This is a genomic window from Nocardioides sp. SR21, assembly GCF_022761125.1.
In the GTDB taxonomy this organism is placed as follows: Bacteria; Actinomycetota; Actinomycetes; order Propionibacteriales; family Nocardioidaceae; genus Nocardioides.
In genome coordinates this window covers 42380-64482 of sequence record NZ_JAKWJR010000014.1, presented here as the reverse complement: position 1 = coordinate 64482, position 22103 = coordinate 42380, and the positions used below count along the sequence as shown (strand labels likewise).

Here is a 22103-nt window from a genome sequence, read left to right as displayed (position 1 = left end):
ACCCGTGGAAGGAACGACATGACCGACAGTGGATGCCCCGTCGCGCACGACGGCGGCAGCGAGAGCGAGAACCCGGCGATCGACTCGCCGAAGCCGAAGACGGGTGGACGGCCGCACTCCAACAAGGACTGGTGGCCCAACCAGCTGGACCTGTCGGTCCTGCACGCGCACTCGCCCGCGGGCAACCCGCTGGGCGAGGACTTCAGCTACGCCGCCGAGTTCGAGAAGCTCGACCTCGCCGAGCTGCGCCGCGACATCGTCCAGGTGCTGAACACCTCGCAGGACTGGTGGCCGGCCGACTTCGGCCACTACGGCGGCCTGATGATCCGCCTCAGCTGGCACGCGGCCGGCACCTACCGGATCTACGACGGCCGCGGCGGCGCCGGCGACGGCTCGCAGCGCTTCGCGCCGCTCAACAGCTGGCCGGACAACGCCAACCTCGACAAGGCGCGCCGCCTGCTGTGGCCGGTCAAGCAGAAGCACGGCCAGAAGATCTCGTGGGCCGACCTGCTGGTGCTCGCCGGCAACGTGGCGCTGGAGGACATGGGCTTCACGACGTTCGGCTTCGGCTTCGGCCGAGAGGACGTCTGGGAGCCGGAGGAGATCTTCTGGGGTCCCGAGGACACCTGGCTCGGCGACGAGCGGTACGCCGAGGAGCGGACCCTCGAGGAGAACCTCGGCGCGGTCCAGATGGGCCTCATCTACGTCAACCCCGAGGGCCCGAACGGCAACCCGGACCCGCTCGCCTCGGCGCGCGACATCCGCGACACGTTCGCCCGGATGGCGATGAACGACGAGGAGACCGTCGCGCTGATCGCCGGTGGCCACACGTTCGGCAAGACCCACGGTGCCGGTGACGCCGACCTGGTCGGCCCGGAGCCGGAGGCCGCGCCGCTGGAGGAGCAGGGCCTCGGCTGGAAGAGCGGCTTCGGCTCGGGCAAGGGCGCCGACGCCGTCACGTCCGGTCTCGAGGTCACCTGGACCACCACGCCGACCCGCTGGAGCAACGACTTCTTCAAGCTCCTGTTCGGCTACGAGTGGGAGCTCACGAAGAGCCCGGCCGGTGCGCACCAGTGGACCGCCAAGGACGCCGAGGACATCATCCCCGGCCCGACCGCGGACTCGCCGAAGCGCAAGCCGACCATGCTGACCAGCGACCTCGCTCTCCGGTTCGACCCGGAGTACGAGAAGATCTCCCGCCGGTTCCTGGAGAACCCCAACGAGTTCGCGCTGGCCTTCGCCAAGGCCTGGTACAAGCTCCTGCACCGCGACATGGGCCCGGTTGAGCGCTTCCTCGGCCCGTGGGTGCCCGAGCCGCAGCTGTGGCAGGACCCGGTCCCGCCCGTCGCGGGCGAGCTCGTCGGCGACGCCGACGTCGCCGCGCTCAAGGAGAAGGTGCTCGGCTCCGGCCTCACCGTCTCCCAGCTGGTCTCGACCGCCTGGGCCTCAGCCGCCAGCTTCCGCTCCACCGACAAGCGCGGTGGCGCGAACGGCGCCCGCATCGCCCTCGAGCCGCAGCGCGGCTGGGCGGTCAACCAGCCCGAGCAGCTCGCGACGGTCCTCGAGACCCTCGAGGGCATCCGGGCCGAGTTCAACGGCGCCGGCGGCGCGCAGATCTCGCTGGCCGACCTGATCGTGCTCGCCGGTTCGGCAGCGGTCGAGAAGGCGGCGAAGGACGCGGGCACCGAGGTGAGCGTGGCGTTCCACCCGGGCCGCACCGACGCGACCCAGGAGCAGACCGACGTCGACTCGTTCAAGGTCCTCGAGCCCCGCGCCGACGGCTTCCGCAACTACCTGCGGGCCGGCGAGAAGCTCCAGCCGGAGACCCTGCTCGTCGACCGGGCCTACATGCTCGACCTGAGCGCCCCGGAGATGACGGTCCTGGTGGGCGGCCTGCGCTCGCTCGGCGCCAACGTCGGCGGCGCGCAGCACGGCGTGCTCACCGACCGACCGGGCGTGCTCTCGACCGACTTCTTCGTCAACCTGCTGTCCCCGGGCACGCAGTGGAAGGCGTCGGAGTCGGAGGAGAACGTCTACGAGATCCGCGACCTGGCGACCGGCGAGACGAAGTGGACGGCGACCGCGGTCGACCTGATCTTCGGCTCGAACTCCCAGCTCCGCGCGCTCTCCGAGGTCTACGCCAGCGGCGACGCGAACGAGAAGTTCGCCCGCGACTTCGCGGCCGCGTGGACGAAGGTCATGGAGCTCGACCGGTTCGACCTGGCCTGATCTCGCGGTCGAGACCCCCGCAGCCCACGTGACACGTCGGCTGCGGGGGTCTCGACAAGCTCGGCCACCGAGCGGTTAGCATCGCCGAAACGAGAACCGGTTCTACCAAGGCGGTGCGCATGTCAGGTCCCGGTCCGGACGGCTTCAACCTCGCGACGGTGTTCGCCACGGTCGCGCGTGCGGTGCCCGACCAGGAGGTGCTGGTCTGGCGGGACCGCCGGCTCACGTACGCCGAGGCCGACGCCCGCGCCGACGGCCTCGCGCACTACCTCGCCGACCAGGGCCTCGGCTGCCACACGGAGCGCGACCGGCTGCAGGGGCACGAGTCCGGGCAGGACCACGTCGGGCTGTACCTGCGCAACGGCAGCGAGTATCTCGAAGGCATGGTCGCGGGCTACCGCGCCCGGGTGGCGCCGTTCAACGTGAACTACCGCTACGTCGAGGAGGAGCTCCTCTACCTGCTCACCGACGCCCGCACCAAGGCGCTCGTCTACCACGCGGAGTTCGCCCCGCGGGTCGCCGCGATCCGGGACCGGCTGCCCGACCTCGGCGTCCTGATCCAGGTCGCCGACGACTCCGGCCACGACCTGCTCCCCGGGGCGGTCGACTACGAGTCCGTACTGGCCACCCCGGCGCCGGCCGGCGGGATGCCGGTGCCGACGGGCGACGACCTCTACATGCTCTACACCGGTGGCACCACCGGCATGCCCAAGGGCGTGCTCTGGCGCAACGACGACATCTACGTGACGTCGATGGGCGGCACGCCGTTCGGCACCAACGAGCCGCGGACGTCGTACGACGAGATCGCGGAGGCGGCCGTCGCCGGCGGTGGCGGCATGTGCCTGATGATGGTCCCGCCGTTCATGCACGGCGCCGCCCAGTGGTCGACGTTCCACACGATCACCGGCGGCGGCAAGATCGTGCTCCCCGACGACGCACGCCGCTTCGACGCGGCCGACGTCCTCCGGGTGGCGGAGCGCGAGCGGGCCGTGAGCATCCCGGTCGTGGGTGACGCGGTGGCGCTTCCGCTGGTCGAGGAGATCGAGCGTGGCAGCTACGACCTGTCGGGGCTGGCCGCGGTCAACAACGGCAGCGCGGCGCTGACGCCGACCGTGCGCGAGCGGCTGCTGACGGCGCTGCCGCACATCATCGTGATGGACGCCGCCGGCGCCTCGGAGACGGGGCTGCAGATGAGCTCGATGTCGCTGAAGGGCATGGAGGCCGACACCGCAACGTTCACGCCGGTCACCGCGACCACCGTGGTCGACGACCTCTTCAGCCGAGTGCTCGACCCGGGCGAGGGCGGCGGCTGGCTGGCCCAGCGCGGACGGGTGCCGCTGGGCTACCTCGGCGACGCGGAGAAGACCGCGCGCACGTTCCCGGTGATCGGCGGCGAGCGGTTCTCGATCCCCGGTGATCGCGCGAACCTGCTCGAGGACGGCCGGATCCAGCTGCTCGGCCGCGACGGCGTCACGATCAACACCGGCGGGGAGAAGGTGTTCGTCGAGGAGGTCGAGCGCGCGTTCGTCGCGCACCCCGCCGTCCGCGACGTGGTGGTCGTCGGCCGCCCGTCACAGCGGTGGGGGAGCGAGGTGGTCGCGGTCGTCCAGCTCGACGACGACAGCGCCGCCACGGACGAGGAGCTGCTGGCCGAGGCGGGTCGGCACATCGCCGGCTACAAGCTGCCGAAGGCGATCGTCCGGGTGCCGCGGGTCGAGCGCTCGCCGTCCGGCAAGGCCGACTACCGCTGGGCGAAGGCGCAGGCGACGCCCGTCTGACGCATCGGCCGGCCGCGAGCCGGGTACCAGTCGCCGTGGCTGACTACGACGTCGCCGTCCTCGACATCGACGGCACCCTCCTGGACTCGAACTACCACCACTCCGTCGCCTGGTCGCGCGCGTTCGACCAGGTCCTGAAGCGGCACGTTCCGGTGGCGAGGATCCATCGCGCGATCGGGATGGGCGGCGACCGGCTGGTCGCCCACGTCGCCGGCGACAAGGTGGAGCAGGAGCACGGCGACGAGGTCCGCGGGCTGTGGCAGAAGGAGTACGACGCGATCATCGGCGACACGAAGCTGTTCCCGTACGCCCGCAACCTGCTCGACGGCCTGCGGGCGGCCGGGCTGAAGGTCGTGCTCGCCAGCTCGAGCATCCCGCGGCACGCCGAGCACGCGCTCTACCTCCTCAACGCGCAGGAGCGGGCCGGGGCGTGGACGACCAGCGAGGACGCCGAGGAGTCCAAGCCCGACCCGGAGCTGCTCGACGTCGCCCTGGAGAAGGTCGGCGACGGCCGGGCGCTGATGATCGGCGACGCGGTGTGGGACGTCAAGGCCGCCCGTCGCCTCGACATCCCGACGATCGGCCTGCTGTCCGGCGGCTCCGGCCGCCAGGAGCTCCTCGACGCCGGCGCGGTGGCGGTGTACGACGACCCCGCGGACCTGCTCGACCATCTCGGCGAGGCGCTGTCGGTGGACGGTCCTCGCGTGCGATGAGTTCCGGCGGTGACGCCGGTCAACCCGGCACCGACCCGCCCACTTCCCGAAGGAGCCCACCATGGCGACCGTCCTCAACCCCTACCTGAACTTCCGCGCCCAGGCCCGGGAGGCGATGTCCTTCTACCAGTCCGTGCTCGGCGGTGAGCTGACCGCGATGACGTTCCGCGACCAGGGCGGCATGGGCGTGCCGGAGGACGAGCTCGACCTCGTCATGCACTCCCAGCTGGTGGTCTCCGACTCCGTGCAGCTGATGGGCGCCGACGTCCCGAGCCACATGGACACCGGCGGCGACGTCGCGAACGGCTCCATCTCGCTCAGCGGCGACGACGAGCCCACGCTGCGCGGCTGGTTCGACGGGCTCAGCGCCGGCGGCACCGTCGGCGTACCGCTGGAGAAGGCGCCGTGGGGCGACTCCTTCGGCATGTTCACCGACAAGTACGGCGTCGGCTGGATGGTCAACATCGCAGGGTCTACTGCGAGCTGACCTCCTCCAGCTCGGACCAGTCGACGGTCGCGGTCCGCCGCTTGTACTCCGCTACCAGTCCGGGCCAGTTCGTGGTGATCCGCTGTCCGTCGCGGTACCAGCTGTCGCAGCCCGACCAGATGCTGTCGCCGAGGCGCCGCTGCATCTCGGTGTCGTAGGCCTGCCAGACCTCGGGCCGCACGGCGAGCCGGCGCGCCTTCCCGTCCTCGATCCGGCGGGCGACCTGGGCGATCCAGCCGGCCTGCGACTCGAGCATGTTGATGATCGAGCTGCCGCCGAGGTTGGTGTTGGGGCCGTAGACCACGAACAGGTTGGGGAAGCCCGGCATCGCCATGCCGAGGTGCGCGCGGGCGCCGTCGGCCCACAGCTCCTTGAGCGAGGTGCCGTCGGCGCCGCGGACGTCGAGGCCCCCGAGGAAGTCCGTCGCGGCGAACCCGGTGCCCCAGATCAGCACGTCCGCCTCGTGCAGCGTGCCGTCGCCGGTGCGGACCCCGCCCGGCTCGACCGCGGTCACCGGCGAGTTCGTCAGGTCGACGTGGTCGCGGTCCAGCGCGCGGTACCAGTCGTTCGAGAACAGCACCCGCTTGCAGCCCATCTCGTAGTCCGGCACCAGCCTGCGGCGCAGCTCCGGGTCGCGGACCTGGCGGCGCAGCTGCAGCCTCCACGTCGCGCGCAGCGTCGCCATCAGCGGCTTCGCGATGGGGGAGGTGCCCTCGAGGGCACCGTTGAACTGCTCGGTGATCCAGTACGTCAGCCGGCGCTCGCCCGCGGGCACCCTCGGGTACTTCTCGAACAGCTGGTGGTGGCGCGCGGTGTAGCCGGTGTCCGGCTTCGGCAGCACGTACGGCGCGGAGCGCTGGAACACCGTCATCGAGGCGACCCGGTCCGCGATGCCCGGCACGAACTGGATCGCGCTCGCGCCGGTGCCGACCACCGCGACCCGCTTGCCGGTCAGGTCGACGTCGTGGCGCCACTGCGCCGAGTGGAACACCGGGCCGGCGAAGGTCTCCGCGCCGGGGACGGCCGGCACGACCGGGTTCGACAGCTGGCCGGTCGCGCACACGACCAGGTCGGCCTCGAGCACGTCGGAGTCGGTTGTGACCCGCCACGCGTGGTCGACGTACTCCAGAGAGGTGACGGTGGTGCCGGTGCGGACCAGGTCGAGCAGGCCCTCGGCCGCGGCGGTCCGCCGGATGTAGTCGAGGATCTCGGCCTGGCCGGAGTACCGCCGCCCCCAGGTGGGGTTCGTCGCCCAGGACCAGGAGTAGAGCGGCGACGGGACGTCGCACGCGGCCCCGGGATAGGTGTTGTCGCGCCACACGCCGCCGACGTCGTCGGCGCGCTCGAGGATGGTGATGTCGCGGACCCCGGCCTCGCGCAGCGCGCGCGCCACGCCGAGCCCGCCGAACCCGGCACCGATGACGACCACGCGGAGAGTCATGGCCAGAACATACCGGGAGTACGACGCCGCTCGCCGTTCACGTGTCCGTGGGGCGCTCGTGCGCGGCTCACGAGCCGGGGCTGCCGCCCGGAGTACGCCGTCCGTTCATGTCGGCGACATGCTTGCACCACCGTTTCCTCCACCGGCCGTCCCTAGCGTGACGCCGTCGTGTCCAGACATTCCGGTGAGGGAGAAACAACACAGATGACGACCACCCCGACCAACCCCGCTCCGCAGCCGAAGTTGCTTCCGTTGGTGCAGGACGGAAACCGGCACGGTTCTCGCTCGTACCTGACGTGCCTGTTCAAGTGCGGCAACGCCTGCGACCACCCCATCCCGAACACCTCGGACAACCCCGAGTTCAAGGACGTGATCGCATCGGCCATCGGTCGACGCGCGGTGGTGCGCGGCGCCGCCATCGGAGCCGGAGCTCTGGTCGTGTCCGTCGGGGGCGCCGGCTCGCTGGCGGCCGCCGCGGTCGAGGCCGCCGCCCCTGCTGCCGCCAAGGGTGGACCCCTCGCCTCGTCGAAGTTCAGTCCGGTCGCCCCGAACCGGCGCGACGCGGTCGTCCTGGCGGACGGCTTCGACCACAACGTCATCATCAGTGCGGGCGACGCAGTCCTCGCCGGGGCGCCGGCGTTCGACATCAACAACCTCACCGTCGACGGCCTCAAGCGCGTGTTCGGCTGGAACAACGACTACGTCGGCGTCTTCCCGCACCCCAAGAACAAGGCCCGCGCGTTGATGACGGTCAACCACGAGTACGACGACACGGCGGTCATGTACCCCGCCGGCAGGTACACACAGGCTCAGCTCGCCGAGTTCGGCATCTACTGGCACGGCATGTCGGTGGTCGAGATCGAGCGTGGCCGGGTCCCCGGCTCGTGGTACCAGGTGCCGGTCGGCAAGACGACGTACAACCGGCGGATCAATGCCGACACCACCTTCAAGCTGACCGGCCCCGCCGCCGGCCACGCCCTCGTGCAGACCACGGCCGACCCGACCGGGGCGAGCGTCAAGGGCACGTTCAACAACTGTGCGGGTGGTATGACGCCCTGGGGCACGATCTTGTCGGGCGAGGAGAACTTCAATCAGTACTTCAACACCGATGGCGACGTGCCGGCCGGGCCGCAGCTCGCGAGCGGCCAGACGCTGACGAACGCGTACACCCGCTACGGCATCGCGAAGAGCGCGGGCGACCCGCGCAAGTGGCACACGGTGGACGACCGGTTCGACCTTGCCGCCGAGCCGAACGAGCCGCACCGCTTCGGCTGGATCGTCGAACTGGACCCGTTCGCCAAGTCCTCGACGCCGGTGAAGCACACGATGCTCGGCCGGTTCAAGCACGAGGGCGCCAACGTCGTCGTCGCGAAGAACGGCAACGTCGTCGCCTACTCCGGAGACGACGAGCGGGGCGACTACATCTACAAGCTCGTCTCGGCCGGGAAGTTCGACCCCAAGGGCGTCGTCGGCGGCAACGAGAAGGCGCGCAAGAAGAACATGACGCTGCTCGACAAGGGCACCCTCTACGTCGCCAAGCTCACCGGGAACGATGCCGACCAGAGCGCACCGACGGCGCCGTACGACGGCTCGGTCGAGTGGATCCCGCTGTGCTCCGACACGACGTCCTTCGTCGAGGGCATGACCGTCGCGGAGGTACTTGTCTTCACCCGTCAGGCCGCCGACCTGGTCGGACCGACGAAGATGGACCGTCCCGAGGACGTCGAGGTCAACCCGGTCAACAAGAAGCTCTACGTCGCTCTGACCAACAACTCCAACCGAGGGACGGCCGCACTGCCGGTCAACGAGGCCAACCCGGTCGGGTCGTCGATGGTCCGCACCAGCCCGGTGTCGGCGCCCACGAGCGCCTCGGGCAACCGGAACGGCTACGTCCTCGAGATCACCCCGGCCGGGGGGGACCACACCAAGCCGACGGCGACCTGGGACCTGATGCTGGTCTGCGGCATCCCGGACGCTCCGGAGACCTACTTCGCGGGGTTCGACAAGACCAAGGTCAGCGCGATCAGCTGCCCGGACAACCTGGCTTTCGACTCGCAGGGCAACCTGTGGATCTCGACCGACGGCATGCCCGGGACGCTCGGCGGCAACGATGCGCTCTACCGAGTCCCGGTCAGCGGCGCGAGCCGTGGTCAGGTCCAGGCGTTCCTGACCGTGCCGAAGGGCGCGGAGTGCTGCGGTCCGCTGGTCTACGACAAGGACCAGTCGGTGTTCTTCGCCCCCCAGCACCCCGGTGAGGTGTCGGGAGCGACCTTCGAGGCGCCGGCGAGCACGTGGCCGCACACGCACGACTTCCCGATCCCGTCGGTCTGCGTGGCCTACCGGCAGCGCTGACGCTCGTCGCAGCTTCACCATGTGATGCAGGCGAACCCGCACTTCTCACGGCGTGCACGCCATGAGAAGTGCGGGTTCACCCACTTAACATGGTGAAACCGTCAACGGACCTCACGTGATGGTCATCCCGCCGTCGACGGGTTCACCCACTTAACATGGTGAAACCGTCAACGGACCTCACGTGATGGTCATCCCGCCGTCGACGGGTTCACCCACTTAACATGGTGAAACCGTCAACGGACCTCACGTGATGGTCATCCCGCCGTCGACGGGTTCACCCACTTAACATGGTGAAACCGTCAACGGACCTCACGTGATGGTCATCCCGCCGTCGACCGCGAGGGTCTGGCCGGTGATGTAGCCGGCCGCGTCGGAGGCGAGGAAGACCACGGTGGCGGCGAGCTCGGCCGGGTCGCCCTTGCGGCCCGTGGGGATCCGCGGCTCCTGGGACTCGAGGTAGCCCGGCGGGTACTGGTCGGTCATCTCCGAGGTGAAGAAGCCGGGGGCGATCGCGTTCACGCGGATGCCCTTCCGTCCGGTCCACTGCTGGGCGAGGTCGCGGGTCAGCCCGATCAGGCCTGCCTTCGACGCGGCGTACGCCGCCTGGGGGAGGCCGGCCGTGGTGAGGCCGAGGACCGAGCTGATGTTGATGATGCTCGAACCGGGCTGCATCACCCGGCCGCACGCCTGCGCCATCCAGTAGCAGCCGTTGAGGTTGACGTCGACGACCTGCCGGAACTGCTCGGGCGTCTCACGGGTCGCGGGGACCGCCGTACCGATGCCGGCGTTGTTCACGAGGATGTCGACCCGGCCGAACTCCTCCATCGCCAGGGCGACCAGGTTCGTGCAGGCCTCCGGGTCGGCCACGTCGGTCTCGACGTTGAGCGCGCGGCGGCCGGCAGCCTCGACGAGCGCGGCGGTGTCGGCGAGCCGGTCCACCCGGCGGGCGCCGAGCGCGAGGTCGGCACCCGCCTCGGCCAGGCCCTGGGCGAAGGCGACCCCGAGACCGCTGGAGGCGCCGGTGACGACGGCGACCTTGCCGTCGAGGCGGAACATGTCGATGAGCGTCATGGGAGGTAGCATGACGGGTATGCGGATGAACTCGCTCCTTACCTAGCCGCGTCGACACGCACACGTCGTCGCGGCTGCCCCTCGTGACCGAGGGGCTTTTTTGTGCCCTGAGCCCCCTGTGATGAGCAGAGTCCGCCCCGAGACATGGAAGAGACCGAGATGAGCGAGCAGGACACCCACGAGCCCGCGGCGTACGACGTGGCGGCGGTGCAGGACAAGTGGCTGCCCGTGTGGGACGAGCTGCAGCCCTTCCGCGCCGACGACGACTCGCCGCGCGAGAAGAAGTACGCGCTGACGATGTTCCCGTACCCGAGCGGCGACCTGCACATGGGCCACGCCGAGGTCACCGCGCTGCACGACGTGATCGCGCGGTACTGGTGGCAGCGCGGCTTCGAGGTCATGAACCCGATGGGCTGGGACTCCTTCGGCCTGCCGGCTGAGAACGCCGCCATCCGCAACAACGAGCACCCGGCGACGTACACCTACGCCAACATCGAGACGCAGTACGAGTCGTTCAAGCGCTACGGGATCTCGTTCGACTGGTCGCGCCGGCTGCACACCTCCGACCCGGAGTACTACCGCTGGACGCAGTGGCTGTTCCTGAAGTTCCGCGAGCGGGGCCTGGCCTACCGCAAGAACAGCCCGGTCAACTGGTGCCCCAACGACCAGACCGTGCTGGCCAACGAGCAGGTCGTCGACGGCAAGTGCGAGCGGTGCGGCGCCGAGGTCACCAAGCGCGAGCTGACCCAGTGGTACTTCAAGATCACGGAGTACGCCCAGGAGCTGCTGGACTGCCTGGACGACCTGGAGGCCACCTGGCCGGCGCGCGTGGTCACCGCGCAGCGCAACTGGATCGGCCGCTCCGAGGGCGCGCACGTGTCGTTCGCGGTCGAGGGCCGCGACGAGCCGATCACCGTCTACACGACGCGACCGGACACGCTGTACGGCGCGACGTTCATGGTCGTAGCCGCCGACGCGAAGCTGGCCGCCGACCTGGTCAGCGACGAGCAGCGCGCGGCGCTGGACGAGTACCTGACCGAGGTCCGCAAGTCGACCGAGGTCGACCGGCTGTCGACCGACCGCCCGAAGACCGGTGTCTTCCTGGGCGTGCACGCCGTGAACCCGGTCAACGGCGAGCGGATCCCGGTGTGGGCGGCCGACTACGTGCTGGCCGACTACGGCACCGGCGCGATCATGGCGGTGCCCGCGCACGACCAGCGCGACCTGGACTTCGCCAAGAAGTTCGACCTGCCGGTCCGTCGCGTGGTGGACACCGGTGAGCCGAACCCGGAGGAGACCTACGAGGCCACCACCGGCAACGGCGTCTACGTGAACTCCGGGTCGCTGGACGGGCTGACCGACAAGGCCGCCGGCATCCACGCGATCATCGAGCGGCTGCAGGCCGACGGTGCCGGCGAGGGCACCGTGAACTTCCGGCTGCGGGACTGGCTGCTGAGCCGCCAGCGCTACTGGGGCGTGCCGATCCCGGTCATCCACTGCGAGAAGGACGGCGAGGTCCCGGTTCCCTACGACCAGCTGCCGCTGGAGCTGCCGGAGCTGCGCGGCGCCGACCTGAAGCCCAAGGGCGTCTCGCCGCTGGCCGCGGCCGAGGACTGGGTCAACGTCGAGTGCCCGACCTGTGGCGGCCCGGCCAAGCGCGACAGCGACACGATGGACACGTTCGTCGACTCGTCGTGGTACTTCCTGCGCTACTGCTCGCCGGGCTACACCGAGGGACCGTTCGACGTCGAGAAGGCCAAGACCTGGATGTCGGCCGACATCTACGTCGGTGGCGTCGAGCACGCCGTCCTGCACCTGCTGTACGCGCGCTTCTTCACCAAGGTGCTGCGCGACATGGGGATGCTGGGTGTCGGCGAGCCGTTCGCCGCCCAGCTGAACCAGGGCTTCGTCATCAACCGCGGCAAGAAGATGAGCAAGTCGCTGGGCAACGGCGTCAACCTGGGCGACCAGCTCGCGGAGTTCGGAGTCGACGCCATCCGGCTGACCCTGGTCTTCGCAGGCCCGCCCGAGGACGACATCGACTGGGCCGAGATGTCCCCGGCCGGCTCGCTGCGGTTCCTGCAGCGCGCCTGGCGGCTGTCCGGCGACGTCTCGTCGCCGGCCGGTACGCCCGCCGAGGGCGGCGACGTCGCGCTGCGCCGGGTCACCGCGCGTACCGTGCACGACGCGGCCGAGCTGGTCGAGGGCTACCGCTTCAACGTCATGATCGCCCGGGTGATGGAGCTGGTGAACGCCACCCGCAAGGCCATCGACTCGGGCTGCGGCCCGGAGGACCCGGCCGTGCGCGAGGCCGCCGAGGCCGTTGCGATCCTGCTGTCGCTGGTCGCGCCGTACACCGCCGAGGAGATGTGGGAGCGGCTGGGCCACGAGCCGACCGTCGCGCGCGCCGGCTGGCCGGCCGTCGACCCGGCACTGCTGGTCGAGGAGTCGGTGACCGCGGTCGTCCAGATCCAGGGCAAGGTCAAGGCCCGCCTGGAGGTCGCCCCGGACATCTCCGAGGCCGACCTGGAGCAGCTGGCGCTGGCCGACGAGGGCGTCATCAGGGCGATCGACGGCCGGCCGGTGCGCAAGGTGATCGTGCGTGCGCCCAAGCTGGTCAACGTCGTCGTCTAATCTCCTCGCATGCCGGTCGTGATCGTCACGGACTCGACCGCCAGTCTCCCTCCGGAGGTGGCGGCCGAGCGAGGCATCGTGGTCGTGCCGCTGCAGGTGGTGATCGGCGCGACCGTGTACGACGAGGGCGCCGACGGCGCGACGCCGGAGCTGGTCGCCGCCGCGCTCAAGGAGTGGAAGCCGGTCAGCACGTCGCGTCCCGGGCCGGCGGCGCTGCTCGAGGTGTACGAGAAGGCCGCCGCCGGTGGCGCGACCGCGATCGTCTCGGTCCACCTGTCCGGCGACATGAGCGGAACGTTCGAGTCCGCGCAGCTCGCGGCGCGCGACGCGTCGGTCCCGGTGCACGCCGTCGACACCCGGCAGGTGGGCGTCGCCACGGGGTACGCCGCGCTCGCCGCGGCCGACGTGCTCGATGCGGGCGGGAGCGCCGAGGAGGCCGCCGAGGCGGCCCGCGCGCGGGCGGAGGCGTCGTCGTCGCTGTTCTACGTCGACACGCTGGAGTACCTGCGCCGCGGTGGCCGGATCGGTGCCGCGGCTGCCCTGCTCGGTGGCGCGCTGGCGGTGAAGCCGTTGCTGCAGATCGAGGACGGCAAGGTCGCCTCGCTCGAGCGGGTGCGTACGTCGGGCCGGGCGCTGGCCCGCCTGGAGGAGCTCGCCGTCCAGGCGGCCGGCGAGCAGCAGGTCGACGTCTGCGTCGCGCACCTGGCGAACCCGGACCGCGCCGGCGTGCTCACGGAGAAGCTGGCCGAGCGGCTCGCGGCGAACCTCGGGGGCCGCGAGGTCTGGTGCGGCGAGCTGGGTGCCGTCCTGGGTGCGCACGTCGGGCCCGGGATGATCGCCGTCTGCGTCGCGCCGCGGACCTGACTCCGTCCACAGCCCCGCCTTCCGCCCCGGTCTCCACAGCCGGTCGCCGCCGGCCCGCTCGGAGTCGGCGACGCTGCCTAGCGTCGTTCGCATGCCCCCTCGTCGATCCAGCCCCGAGCACCAGGAAGCCGTCTCCCGCCGGCTCGCGCTGCTGAGCGCCGAGCTCGGTCGCGCCGACCCGACCGTGCCGTCGGTGCCGTCGGTGTCGGTTCCCGGCCGGCACGCGGCGGGCCGGGTCACCCTCGGCACCGCCCAGCTGGCGGTGGTCGCCGTGCTGGTGGCCGTCGGCCTGGCCGTCACCTGCTGGTTCGTGGTGCGCGGTGACGCCGACCGCGTGGAGGCGCCCGCGCTCAGTCCGGTCACCGCGGCGGCGCCGGACGAGCCGCTCACCGAGGTCAGTCCGGTCGGGGCCGGTCCCGCGGCCGCCAGCGGGGTCACCGTCGACGTGGCGGGGAAGGTGCGCCGCCCGGGCATCGTGGTGCTCGACGCCGGCTCCCGGGTGGTCGACGCGATCGAGGCGGCCGGGGGAGCGCGGCCCGGGGTGGACCTGTCGAGCCTCAACCTCGCCCGGCTCCTGGTGGACGGTGAGCAGGTGCTCGTCGGGGTCGCGGTGCCGACCGGGGTGACGGCGGCGGCCGCCGCTGCCGGCGAGCCGGCCGGGGCGCTGGTCAACCTGAACACCGCGGGCCAGACCGAGCTGGAGGCGCTGCCCGAGGTCGGACCGGTGACCGCCCTGGCGATCCTGTCGTGGCGCGACGAGCACGGCGGGTTCACCGCGGTCGACGAGCTCCTCGAGGTCGACGGCATCGGCGACGCGACGCTCGAGCAGCTGGCCCCGCATGTCACGGTGTGACGTCCGGTGCCGGACCTGCGGATGCCGCTGCTGGCCGCGGCGGCCTGGGCCGGCGCGCTCGGCGCTCGCGGGGCGGGCTGGTGGGTGCCGGCCTTCGCTGCCGGACTCGCGCTCGCCGTCGCGGTGGCGGGCCGGTCGCGCACGGTCGTCGGGGCGGCGCTGGTGCTGGGGGCGGTCGCCGCCGTGACGACGTTGCGGATCGAGCAGGTCGAGCGCAGCCCGGTCGCGTCGTTGGCGGCCGACGGAGCCGCGGTGCGGGTGGTCGGCACGGTGTCGTCGGACCCGCGCCGGTCCGAGGGGCGCTACGGCCCGGTCGTCCTGGTGCGGCTCGACGTCTCCGAGGTGACCGGGCGGGGCGAGACCCACACCCTGTCCGCGCCGGTCCTCGTGCTCGCCGACCCCGCGTGGGAGTCGGTCCGGCTGGGCGCCACGGTGGCGGCCTCCGGCCGGCTCTCCGAGGCCGATGGCGACGACCTGGCGGCGGTGCTGGGTGCCCGCGGTCCGCCCGAGGAGCTCACCGCTCCCGACGTGTGGTGGCGTGGCGCCGCCGCGGTGCGGGCCTCGGTGCGCGACTCGGTCGAGCACCGGCCGGCGGCCCAGCGGGCGCTGGTGCCCGCGCTGGTCGACGGCGACGACACCGGCCTCGACCCGGCGCTGGCCGAGGACTTCCGGACCACCGGCCTGACCCACCTGCTCGCGGTCTCGGGGACGAACCTCACGCTCGTGGTCGGCTTCCTCCTGGTGCTCGCCCGGTGGTGCCGGGTCCGCGGTCGCTGGCTGTACGTGGTCGGCGCCGCCGGGATCGTCGGCTTCGTGCTGCTCGCCCGCACCGAGCCCAGCGTGCTCCGGGCGGCGGTCATGGGCACGGTCGCGCTGTTCGCGATGGGGACCGACGGTCGCCGCCGCGGCGCCCGCGCGCTCGGGGTGGCCGTGGTCGTGCTGCTGCTGGTGCAGCCCGGTCTCGCGGTCTCGGCGGGGTTCGCGCTGTCGGTGCTCGCGACCGCGGGCATCCTGTTCCTCGCGCCGGGATGGCGCGACGCGATGGCGCGCTGGCTGCCCCGCTGGGTCGCCGAGGCGATCGCGATCCCCGCGTCCGCCCAGCTCGCCTGCACGCCGGTCGTGGCCGCGATCTCCGGGCAGGTCAGCCTGGTCGCGGTGGCAGCGAACCTCGCCGCCGCGCCGGCGGTCGCGCCGGCCACGGTCCTGGGTCTCGCCGGTGGGCTGGTCGGCCTGCTCTGGCCGGGTGGCGGCCGGCTGCTCGGCACGCTCGCGGGCTGGTGCGTCGCGTGGATCGTCGCGGTGGCGACCCGCTGCGCCGACCTGCCCACGGCAGCGGTCGGGTGGGGGACCAGCGCGGGTGCGCTCGTCCTGCTCACGGTGCTGGTCGCCGCGATCGCGCTCGCCGGGCCGCACCTGCTACGCCGCCCGGTGACCGGCCTCGGCTGCTGCGTGCTGCTGGTCGCGGGCGTGCTGGTCCGGCCGCCGACGCCCGGATGGCCGCCGGACGGCTGGCTCCTGGTCGCCTGCGACGTCGGGCAGGGCGACGCCCTGGTGCTCAACGCCGGCCCGCACGCGGCGGTCGTGGTCGACGCCGGTCCGGACCCGCACGCGGTCGACTCCTGCCTGGACCGGCTGGAGATCACCCAGGTGCCGCTGCTCGTGCTGACCCACTTCCACGCCGACCACGTCGACGGGATCAGCGGTGTCTACGACGGCCGCTCGGTCGGCGCCGTCGAGACCACGCGGCTGCTCGACCCGCCCGCCGGGGTGGCCGAGGTCGACGCCGTCGCCGACCCGGAGCCCGCGCCGTACGGCGGCGTCCGGAGCGTCGGCCAGGTGTCCCTCCAGGCGCTCTGGCCGCCGCCGGACTCCCCGACGTCGGGACCGGGCGACGGCAGCACCGCCAACGACGCCAGCGTGGTGCTGCTCGTCGAGGTGCGCGGCGTGCGGATGCTGCTGACCGGGGACCTCGAGCCCGAAGGACAGGCCGCGCTGGCGCGGGCGTACCCGAGCCTGGCCGTCGATGTGCTCAAGGTGCCGCACCACGGCAGCCGCTATCAGGACGAGGACTGGCTGCTGTCCCTCGGCGCCCGGATCGCGCTGGTCTCGGTGGGGGAGGACAACGACTACGGGCACCCCGCGGCGACCACGCTGGAGCCCCTCGCTGACGCCGGCACCCAGGTGCTGCGCACCGACCTGGACGGCGACGTCGCGGTCGTCGAGGACGGCGGCGGACTGTCGGTGGGCACCCGTTAGGGTTGCCGCACCATGGCAGGCTCACCTCGCGCGGCAGACGTCCTCGGCCGGATCACCCTGGTGACCGGCAAGGAGGAGTTCCTCAACGAGCGCACCGTCACCGCGGTCCGCGATGCCGTTCGTCACCACGACGCCGAGTCGGAGCTCTCCGAGACCCTCGCCTCCGACCTGACCCTCGCCACGCTCGGCGAGCTCTCGGCGCCGTCGCTGTTCTCGAGCATCCGCTGCGTCGTGGTCCGCAACCTGGAGAACCTCCCCGACGAGTCGATCGAGGGGCTGCTCGGCTACGTCGCCGCACCGTCCGAGGACGTCGCCCTGGTGCTGGTCCACGGCGGCGGCCAGAAGGGCAGCGGCACGCTCACCAAGCTCCGCAAGCTGCCCGCCGTGACCGAGTCGAAGTCCGGCGAGCTGCGGCCCTCGGAGTTCCCCGGCTTCGTCGCCGCCGAGGTGCGCCGCCACGGCTCGACCATCGACTCGGAGGCGGCCGACTTCCTGGTCCAGGCCGTCGGGCAGGACCTCCGCTCGCTGTCGGCCGCCGCGCACCAGCTCGCCAACGACTTCCCGGGCCAGCCGCTGACCGAGGCCCGCGTGAAGCAGTACTTCGGCGGTCGCGCCGAGGCCAAGTCCTTCGCCGTGGCCGACGCGGCGTTCTGGGGTCGGCGCACCGCGGCGCTCGAGGAGCTGCGCTGGGCTCTCGACGGCGGTACGGCGCCGGTCCTGGTCACCTCCGCGTTCGCCGGCGGCGCCCGCGGCGTGGCCCGCTACAAGTCCGCGCCGCGCGGCATGCGCGAGGCGGACCTCGCCCGCGAGGTCGGCGTGCCGCCGTGGAAGCTGCGCACGATCCGCGACCAGTCGCGGGGCTGGTCCGACGGCGGCATCGCCCGCGCCATCCGCGCGATCGCGGCCGCCGACGCCGACATCAAGGGCGCCGCGAGCGACCCGGCGTACACGCTCGAGCGGCTGGTCCTGACGATCACCGAGCTCCGCGACCCGCGGTAGCTCCGCCTGGAGCCGACCGATCTCGATACGCCGGTCGCTCCTCGATCCTTCGCAGGCTCAGGCCCAGGCTGGGGGCAGCTCACATACAGAACGGCCCGCCAGAACCGGAGTTCTGACGGGCCGACCGGAAGGCTGGCTCAGAGAGCGGCGGCCTTCTTGGCGATCGCGGACTTGCGGTTCGCGGCCTGGTTCTTGTGGATGACGCCCTTGGAGGCGGCCTTGTCGAGCTTCTTGGCGGCGTCGCGGCCGAGGGTGACCGCGGCCTCCTTGTCGCCGGCCTCGGCGGCCTCGCGGAACTTGCGGACGGCGGACTTCAGGCCGGTCTTGACGGCCTTGTTGCGCTCGTGACGCTTCTCGTTCTGCTTGTTCCGCTTGATCTGGGACTTGATGTTCGCCACTAGATGCGCCTTCGTCGTCGATGTGGTTACGGGATATGTCTGTGGTGCGTACGGCGTGCGGACAGCCAGACACGCGACGTAAAAGGTTAGCGCAGGCCCGCTCCGCCGCCCAAATCCGGCCCGTCTCGAACCAGTCAGGCCCACCCGCGCCGCTCGGCCAGCCAGGCCCAGCACACCTCGCCCTGCCAACGCTGGGCGTCGCGCACGTGCGGCGAGGTCGGCGGCACCGGCTGCGCCGCCGAGAACAGAAAGTAGCCCGTGACCAGTGCGAGCACGACATCGAGGGACTCGGCCGGGACGCCCCGGGTGACCGGCGAGGCGGCCAGCAGGGCGTCCACGTCGTGGCCGTCACCCCGCGGGCCGATCATCAGCAGCGCGGTGTCGAGCCAGGCCGCACCGGCGACCGGAAAGTTCCAGTCGCACAGCAGCGTCCGGCCGTCACTGACCAGCAGCACGTTGTCGTCACGGATGTCCATGTGGACGACGGTGGCGCCCGCGGTGACCTCCGGGAACCGGGTGGCGAGCTCCGCCGCCTCGTCCAGGTGCTCGGCCAGCCCGGGGAGGTCCGGAGGGGACAGGCGCACCCGGTCCCAGAGGGCGGGCCAGTCGGCGTACTCCTCGGCGAAGGTCGGCAGCTCGAGCCCGGCGGGTGCCGGCGTGAGCAGCTCGGCGGCGGCCGCGGTCATCTCCAGGCAGCGCTCCAGGTCCGCGGCCCGCCACGGTCGCTGGGGCTGGGTGGCGTCGACGTACTCCGTGGCGAGCACCATCCAGTCGTCGGCGTCGTGGGTCCACAGCAGCCGCGGCGCCGGGGTGCCCTCGGGCAGGGCGGCCAGCTTGGCGGCCTCCTCCCGGTAGGCCTCCGCGAACATCCGCTGCGCCTTCAGCGACGCTGCCTTCACGAAGTGCCGCGACCCGTCCTCGCACGTCAGCACGGAGGCGAAGCCGGGCGTGAAGCCCGCGCCCTGCGACTCCGCGGACGTCACCGGCGAGCCGCAGCGCTGCTCGATCACCGCGCGGACGTGCGGCGGCAGGTGCGGCCACTCGAGCCTGCGGGCGGTCCGGCCGTGCGGGATGGTCGTGGGAAGGCGTACGGCGCTCACGCCGCACATCCTCGCGGACGCAGGTCCGCGCACGGTCCTGTGGGAGACTGGAACGTCCCCAGTTCGCATGACCGAGAGACGTCTGTGCCCAACCTGAACGCGCCGAAGCCTGGCCACACCGACCCGGCGATCATCCGCAACTTCTGCATCATCGCCCACATCGACCACGGCAAGTCGACCCTGGCCGACCGGATGCTCCAGCTGACCGGCGTGGTCGACGAGCGCGCCGCGCGGGCGCAGTACCTCGACCGGATGGACATCGAGCGCGAGCGCGGCATCACGATCAAGAGCCAGGCCGTCCGGATGCCCTGGACCGTCCCCGCCGGCAACGACGAGGGCGCCGAGCCGGGCACCTACGTGCTGAACATGATCGACACCCCCGGGCACGTCGACTTCACCTACGAGGTCTCCCGCTCGCTCGAGGCGTGCGAGGCCGCGATCCTGCTCGTCGACGCGGCGCAGGGCATCGAGGCGCAGACGCTGGCGAACCTCTACCTCGCCATGGGCGCGGACCTGCACATCATCCCGGTGCTCAACAAGATCGACCTGCCGAGCGCGAACCCGGAGAAGTACGCCGCGGAGCTCGCCGGCCTGGTCGGCTGCGACCCGAGCGACGTGCTCCAGGTCAGCGCGAAGACCGGCCTCGGCGTCGAGGCCCTGCTCAACCACATCGTCAAGGAGACGCCGCCGCCGGTCGGCGAGGCCGACCAGCCGGCCCGTGCGCTGATCTTCGACTCGGTCTACGACACCTACCGCGGCGTGATCACCTACGTCCGGGTCGTCGACGGCAAGCTCAACCACCGCGACCGGATCAAGATGATGTCGACCGGTGCCACCCACGAGCTCCTCGAGCTCGGCGTGATCAGCCCCGAGCAGGTGAAGGCGGGCGAGCTCGGTGTCGGCGAGGTCGGCTACCTGATCACCGGCGTGAAGGACGTCCGCCAGTCGCGGGTCGGTGACACGGTCACCACCCAGCACGGCGGCGCCACGGAGTCGCTCGGCGGCTACAAGCACCCCAACCCGATGGTCTACGCGGGCCTCTACCCGATCGACGGCGACCAGTTCGGCGACCTGCGCGAGGCGCTCGAGAAGCTGCAGCTCAACGACGCGGCGCTCACCTACGAGCCCGAGACCTCCGGCGCCCTCGGCTTCGGCTTCCGGATCGGCTTCCTCGGGCTCCTCCACATGGAGATCACCCGTGACCGGCTCGAGCGCGAGTTCAACCTCGACCTGATCTCGACCGCGCCCAACGTCGTCTACGGCGTGCTGATGGACGACGGCTCGGAGTTCGAGGTCACGAACCCGAGCGAGTTCCCCGAGGGCAAGATCGCGGAGGTGCGCGAGCCCGTCGTCCGCGCCACGATCCTGAGCCCGAGCGACTACATCGGCACGATCATGGAGCTCTGCCAGACCAAGCGCGGCACCCTCCAGGGCATGGACTACCTGTCCGAGGACCGCGTCGAGATGCGCTACACGCTGCCGATGGGCGAGATCGTCTTCGACTTCTTCGACCAGCTGAAGTCGCGCACCAAGGGCTATGCCTCGCTGGACTACGAGCGCTCCGGCGAGCAGGCGGCCGACCTCGTGAAGGTCGACGTGCTGCTCCAGGGCGAGCCGGTCGACGCGTTCTCGGCGATCGTGCACAAGGACGCCGCCTACGCGTACGGCGTGATGATGGCCGGCAAGCTCAAGGAGCTCATCCCGCGGCAGCAGTTCGAGGTCCCGATCCAGGCCGCCATCGGCGCCCGCGTGATCGCCCGCGAGAACATCCGCGCGATCCGCAAGGACGTCCTCGCGAAGTGCTACGGCGGTGACATCTCCCGCAAGCGCAAGCTGCTCGAGAAGCAGAAGGCCGGCAAGAAGCGGATGAAGAACATCGGCACCGTCGAGGTCCCGCCCGAGGCCTTCGTCGCGGCGCTCTCCACGACCCAGCCGACGGAGAAGACCAAGAAGTAGTGCAGCTTCCTGAGTCGTTCCTGGCGTACGCCGCGCGCGGCCCGGAGTTCGCGGCCTGGCTCGACCGGCTCCCGGCGCTGCTGCGCGGCCTCGTCGAGGAGTGGGAGCTGAGCGTCGACGGCGAGGCGACCCACGGGTTCTGCGCGGTCGTGGTGCCGGTGCGCACGACGAGCGGGCGGCCGGCGGCGCTCAAGGTCGGCTGGCCGCACTGGGAGGCCGAGCACGAGCACCTCGCGCTCCAGCACTGGCACGGCCGCGGCGCCGTCCAGCTCCTCCGGGCCGACCCGCACCGGTTCGCGCTGCTGCTCGAGCGGCTGCATCGGGAGGACCTCGGCGAGCTGTGGGACGTCGAGGCCTGCGAGATCGTCGGCGGGCTGTACGCCGGGCTGCACGTCCCGGCGCCGCCGCAGCTGGTCACGCTCTCCTCGTGCGTACGCCGCTGGAGCGATGAGCTGGCCGGGCTGCCGCGCGACGCCCCGCTGCCGCGGCGGCTGGTGGAGCAGGCGGTGTCGCTCGGCCGGAGGTTCGCCGCGGACGAGGACACCGACGGCCGACTGGTCCACACGGACCTGCACTACGCGAACGTGCTGGCGGGCGACCGGGAACCGTGGCTGGCGATCGACCCGAAGCCGCTCAGCGGTGACCCGCACTACGAGGTCGCGCCGTTGCTCTGGAACCGCTGGGACGAGCTCGCAGCCCCTCCTGGGCAGGGAATCAGGCGAGGGGTCCGGGCGCGCTTCCACGCCGTGGTCGACGCGGCCGGGCTCGACGAGGACCGCGCCCGCGACTGGGTCATCCTCCGGATGCTGGTCAACGCGCTGTGGCGGCTCCAGGACCCGCCGGGCACCCGGCGGCAGACGCCGGACGACGAGTACCTCACCCGCTGCGTGGCGATCGTGAAGTCCGTCCAGGACTGATCTCGACCGGCGAGACCAGGGCTAGGCGCGGCGACCGGGCAGTCGCCAATCTGTG

General features: G+C 71.7%; 16 protein-coding genes. 12 read left to right on the top strand and 4 right to left on the bottom strand.

Features of this window, described 5'->3' with window-relative positions:
* Window positions 1-18: 18 nt before the first annotated feature.
* The 4 genes from katG (at window position 19) to MJ604_RS21780 (ending at window position 5207) form a co-directional block, all read left to right on the top strand.
* Window positions 19-2229, top strand: coding sequence for a catalase/peroxidase HPI (gene katG, locus MJ604_RS21795; RefSeq protein WP_243060818.1), 2211 nt, complete (start codon window positions 19-21; stop codon window positions 2227-2229).
* Between the two features lie 119 nt (window positions 2230-2348).
* Window positions 2349-4007 carry an acyl-CoA synthetase gene (locus tag MJ604_RS21790; RefSeq protein WP_243060817.1) on the top strand — a complete coding sequence of 553 codons (1659 nt, stop codon included), beginning with the start codon at window positions 2349-2351 and terminating at the stop codon, window positions 4005-4007.
* Between the two features lie 35 nt (window positions 4008-4042).
* A complete protein-coding gene (locus MJ604_RS21785; protein WP_243060816.1) occupies window positions 4043-4720 on the top strand; it encodes an HAD family hydrolase in 678 nt (225 codons plus the stop codon).
* A gap of 61 nt (window positions 4721-4781) precedes the next feature.
* A complete protein-coding gene (locus MJ604_RS21780) occupies window positions 4782-5207 on the top strand; it encodes a VOC family protein (RefSeq protein ID WP_243060815.1) in 426 nt (141 codons plus the stop codon).
* Here MJ604_RS21780 and MJ604_RS21775 read toward each other — a convergent pair.
* Window positions 5194-6648, bottom strand: coding sequence for an NAD(P)/FAD-dependent oxidoreductase (locus MJ604_RS21775; protein ID WP_243060814.1), 1455 nt, complete (start codon window positions 6646-6648; stop codon window positions 5194-5196). The two genes, MJ604_RS21780 and MJ604_RS21775, sit on opposite strands and share 14 nt — an antisense overlap.
* Before the next feature lie 204 nt (window positions 6649-6852).
* On the opposite strand from MJ604_RS21775, the gene MJ604_RS21770 reads away from it, so the two are divergent.
* Window positions 6853-9000, top strand: coding sequence for a PhoX family phosphatase (locus MJ604_RS21770; RefSeq protein ID WP_243060813.1), 2148 nt, complete (start codon window positions 6853-6855; stop codon window positions 8998-9000).
* A 309-nt stretch (window positions 9001-9309) separates the two neighbouring features.
* On the opposite strand, the gene MJ604_RS21765 is transcribed toward MJ604_RS21770, so the two are convergent.
* Window positions 9310-10071, bottom strand: coding sequence for an SDR family NAD(P)-dependent oxidoreductase (locus MJ604_RS21765; protein ID WP_243060812.1), 762 nt, complete (start codon window positions 10069-10071; stop codon window positions 9310-9312).
* Between the two features lie 159 nt (window positions 10072-10230).
* On the opposite strand from MJ604_RS21765, the gene leuS reads away from it, so the two are divergent.
* The 5 genes from leuS (at window position 10231) to holA (ending at window position 17677) form a co-directional block, all read left to right on the top strand.
* On the top strand, window positions 10231-12705 hold the full coding sequence (leuS, locus tag MJ604_RS21760; protein ID WP_243060811.1) for a leucine--tRNA ligase: 2475 nt from the start codon (window positions 10231-10233) through the stop codon (window positions 12703-12705).
* A 9-nt stretch (window positions 12706-12714) separates the two neighbouring features.
* Window positions 12715-13569, top strand: a complete 855-nt coding sequence (locus MJ604_RS21755; RefSeq protein WP_243060810.1) for a DegV family protein — start codon at window positions 12715-12717, stop codon at window positions 13567-13569.
* A 91-nt stretch (window positions 13570-13660) separates the two neighbouring features.
* Window positions 13661-14422, top strand: a complete 762-nt coding sequence (locus MJ604_RS21750; RefSeq protein ID WP_243060809.1) for a helix-hairpin-helix domain-containing protein — start codon at window positions 13661-13663, stop codon at window positions 14420-14422.
* Between the two features lie 6 nt (window positions 14423-14428).
* Window positions 14429-16678 carry a ComEC/Rec2 family competence protein gene (locus MJ604_RS21745; RefSeq protein WP_243060808.1) on the top strand — a complete coding sequence of 750 codons (2250 nt, stop codon included), beginning with the start codon at window positions 14429-14431 and terminating at the stop codon, window positions 16676-16678.
* A 12-nt stretch (window positions 16679-16690) separates the two neighbouring features.
* Window positions 16691-17677 (top strand): DNA polymerase III subunit delta, encoded by a 987-nt coding sequence (holA, locus tag MJ604_RS21740; RefSeq protein ID WP_243060807.1) that lies wholly within the window; start codon window positions 16691-16693, stop codon window positions 17675-17677.
* 137 nt (window positions 17678-17814) lie between these two features.
* Here the strand turns inward: holA and rpsT are convergent, their stop codons facing one another.
* The gene (gene rpsT, locus MJ604_RS21735; protein WP_243060806.1) at window positions 17815-18075 is read right to left on the bottom strand and encodes a 30S ribosomal protein S20; all 261 of its coding nucleotides are present in this window, start codon (window positions 18073-18075) and stop codon (window positions 17815-17817) included.
* 134 nt (window positions 18076-18209) lie between these two features.
* Window positions 18210-19175, bottom strand: a complete 966-nt coding sequence (locus MJ604_RS21730; RefSeq protein ID WP_243060805.1) for a phosphotransferase family protein — start codon at window positions 19173-19175, stop codon at window positions 18210-18212.
* Between the two features lie 93 nt (window positions 19176-19268).
* Between MJ604_RS21730 and lepA the strand changes: the two genes are divergently transcribed.
* Window positions 19269-21131, top strand: coding sequence for a translation elongation factor 4 (gene lepA, locus MJ604_RS21725; protein WP_243060877.1), 1863 nt, complete (start codon window positions 19269-19271; stop codon window positions 21129-21131).
* A complete protein-coding gene (locus MJ604_RS21720) occupies window positions 21131-22048 on the top strand; it encodes an aminoglycoside phosphotransferase family protein (protein WP_243060804.1) in 918 nt (305 codons plus the stop codon). The genes lepA and MJ604_RS21720 overlap by 1 nt, the downstream gene beginning before the upstream one ends.
* The last annotated feature ends 55 nt before the right edge of the window (window positions 22049-22103 follow it).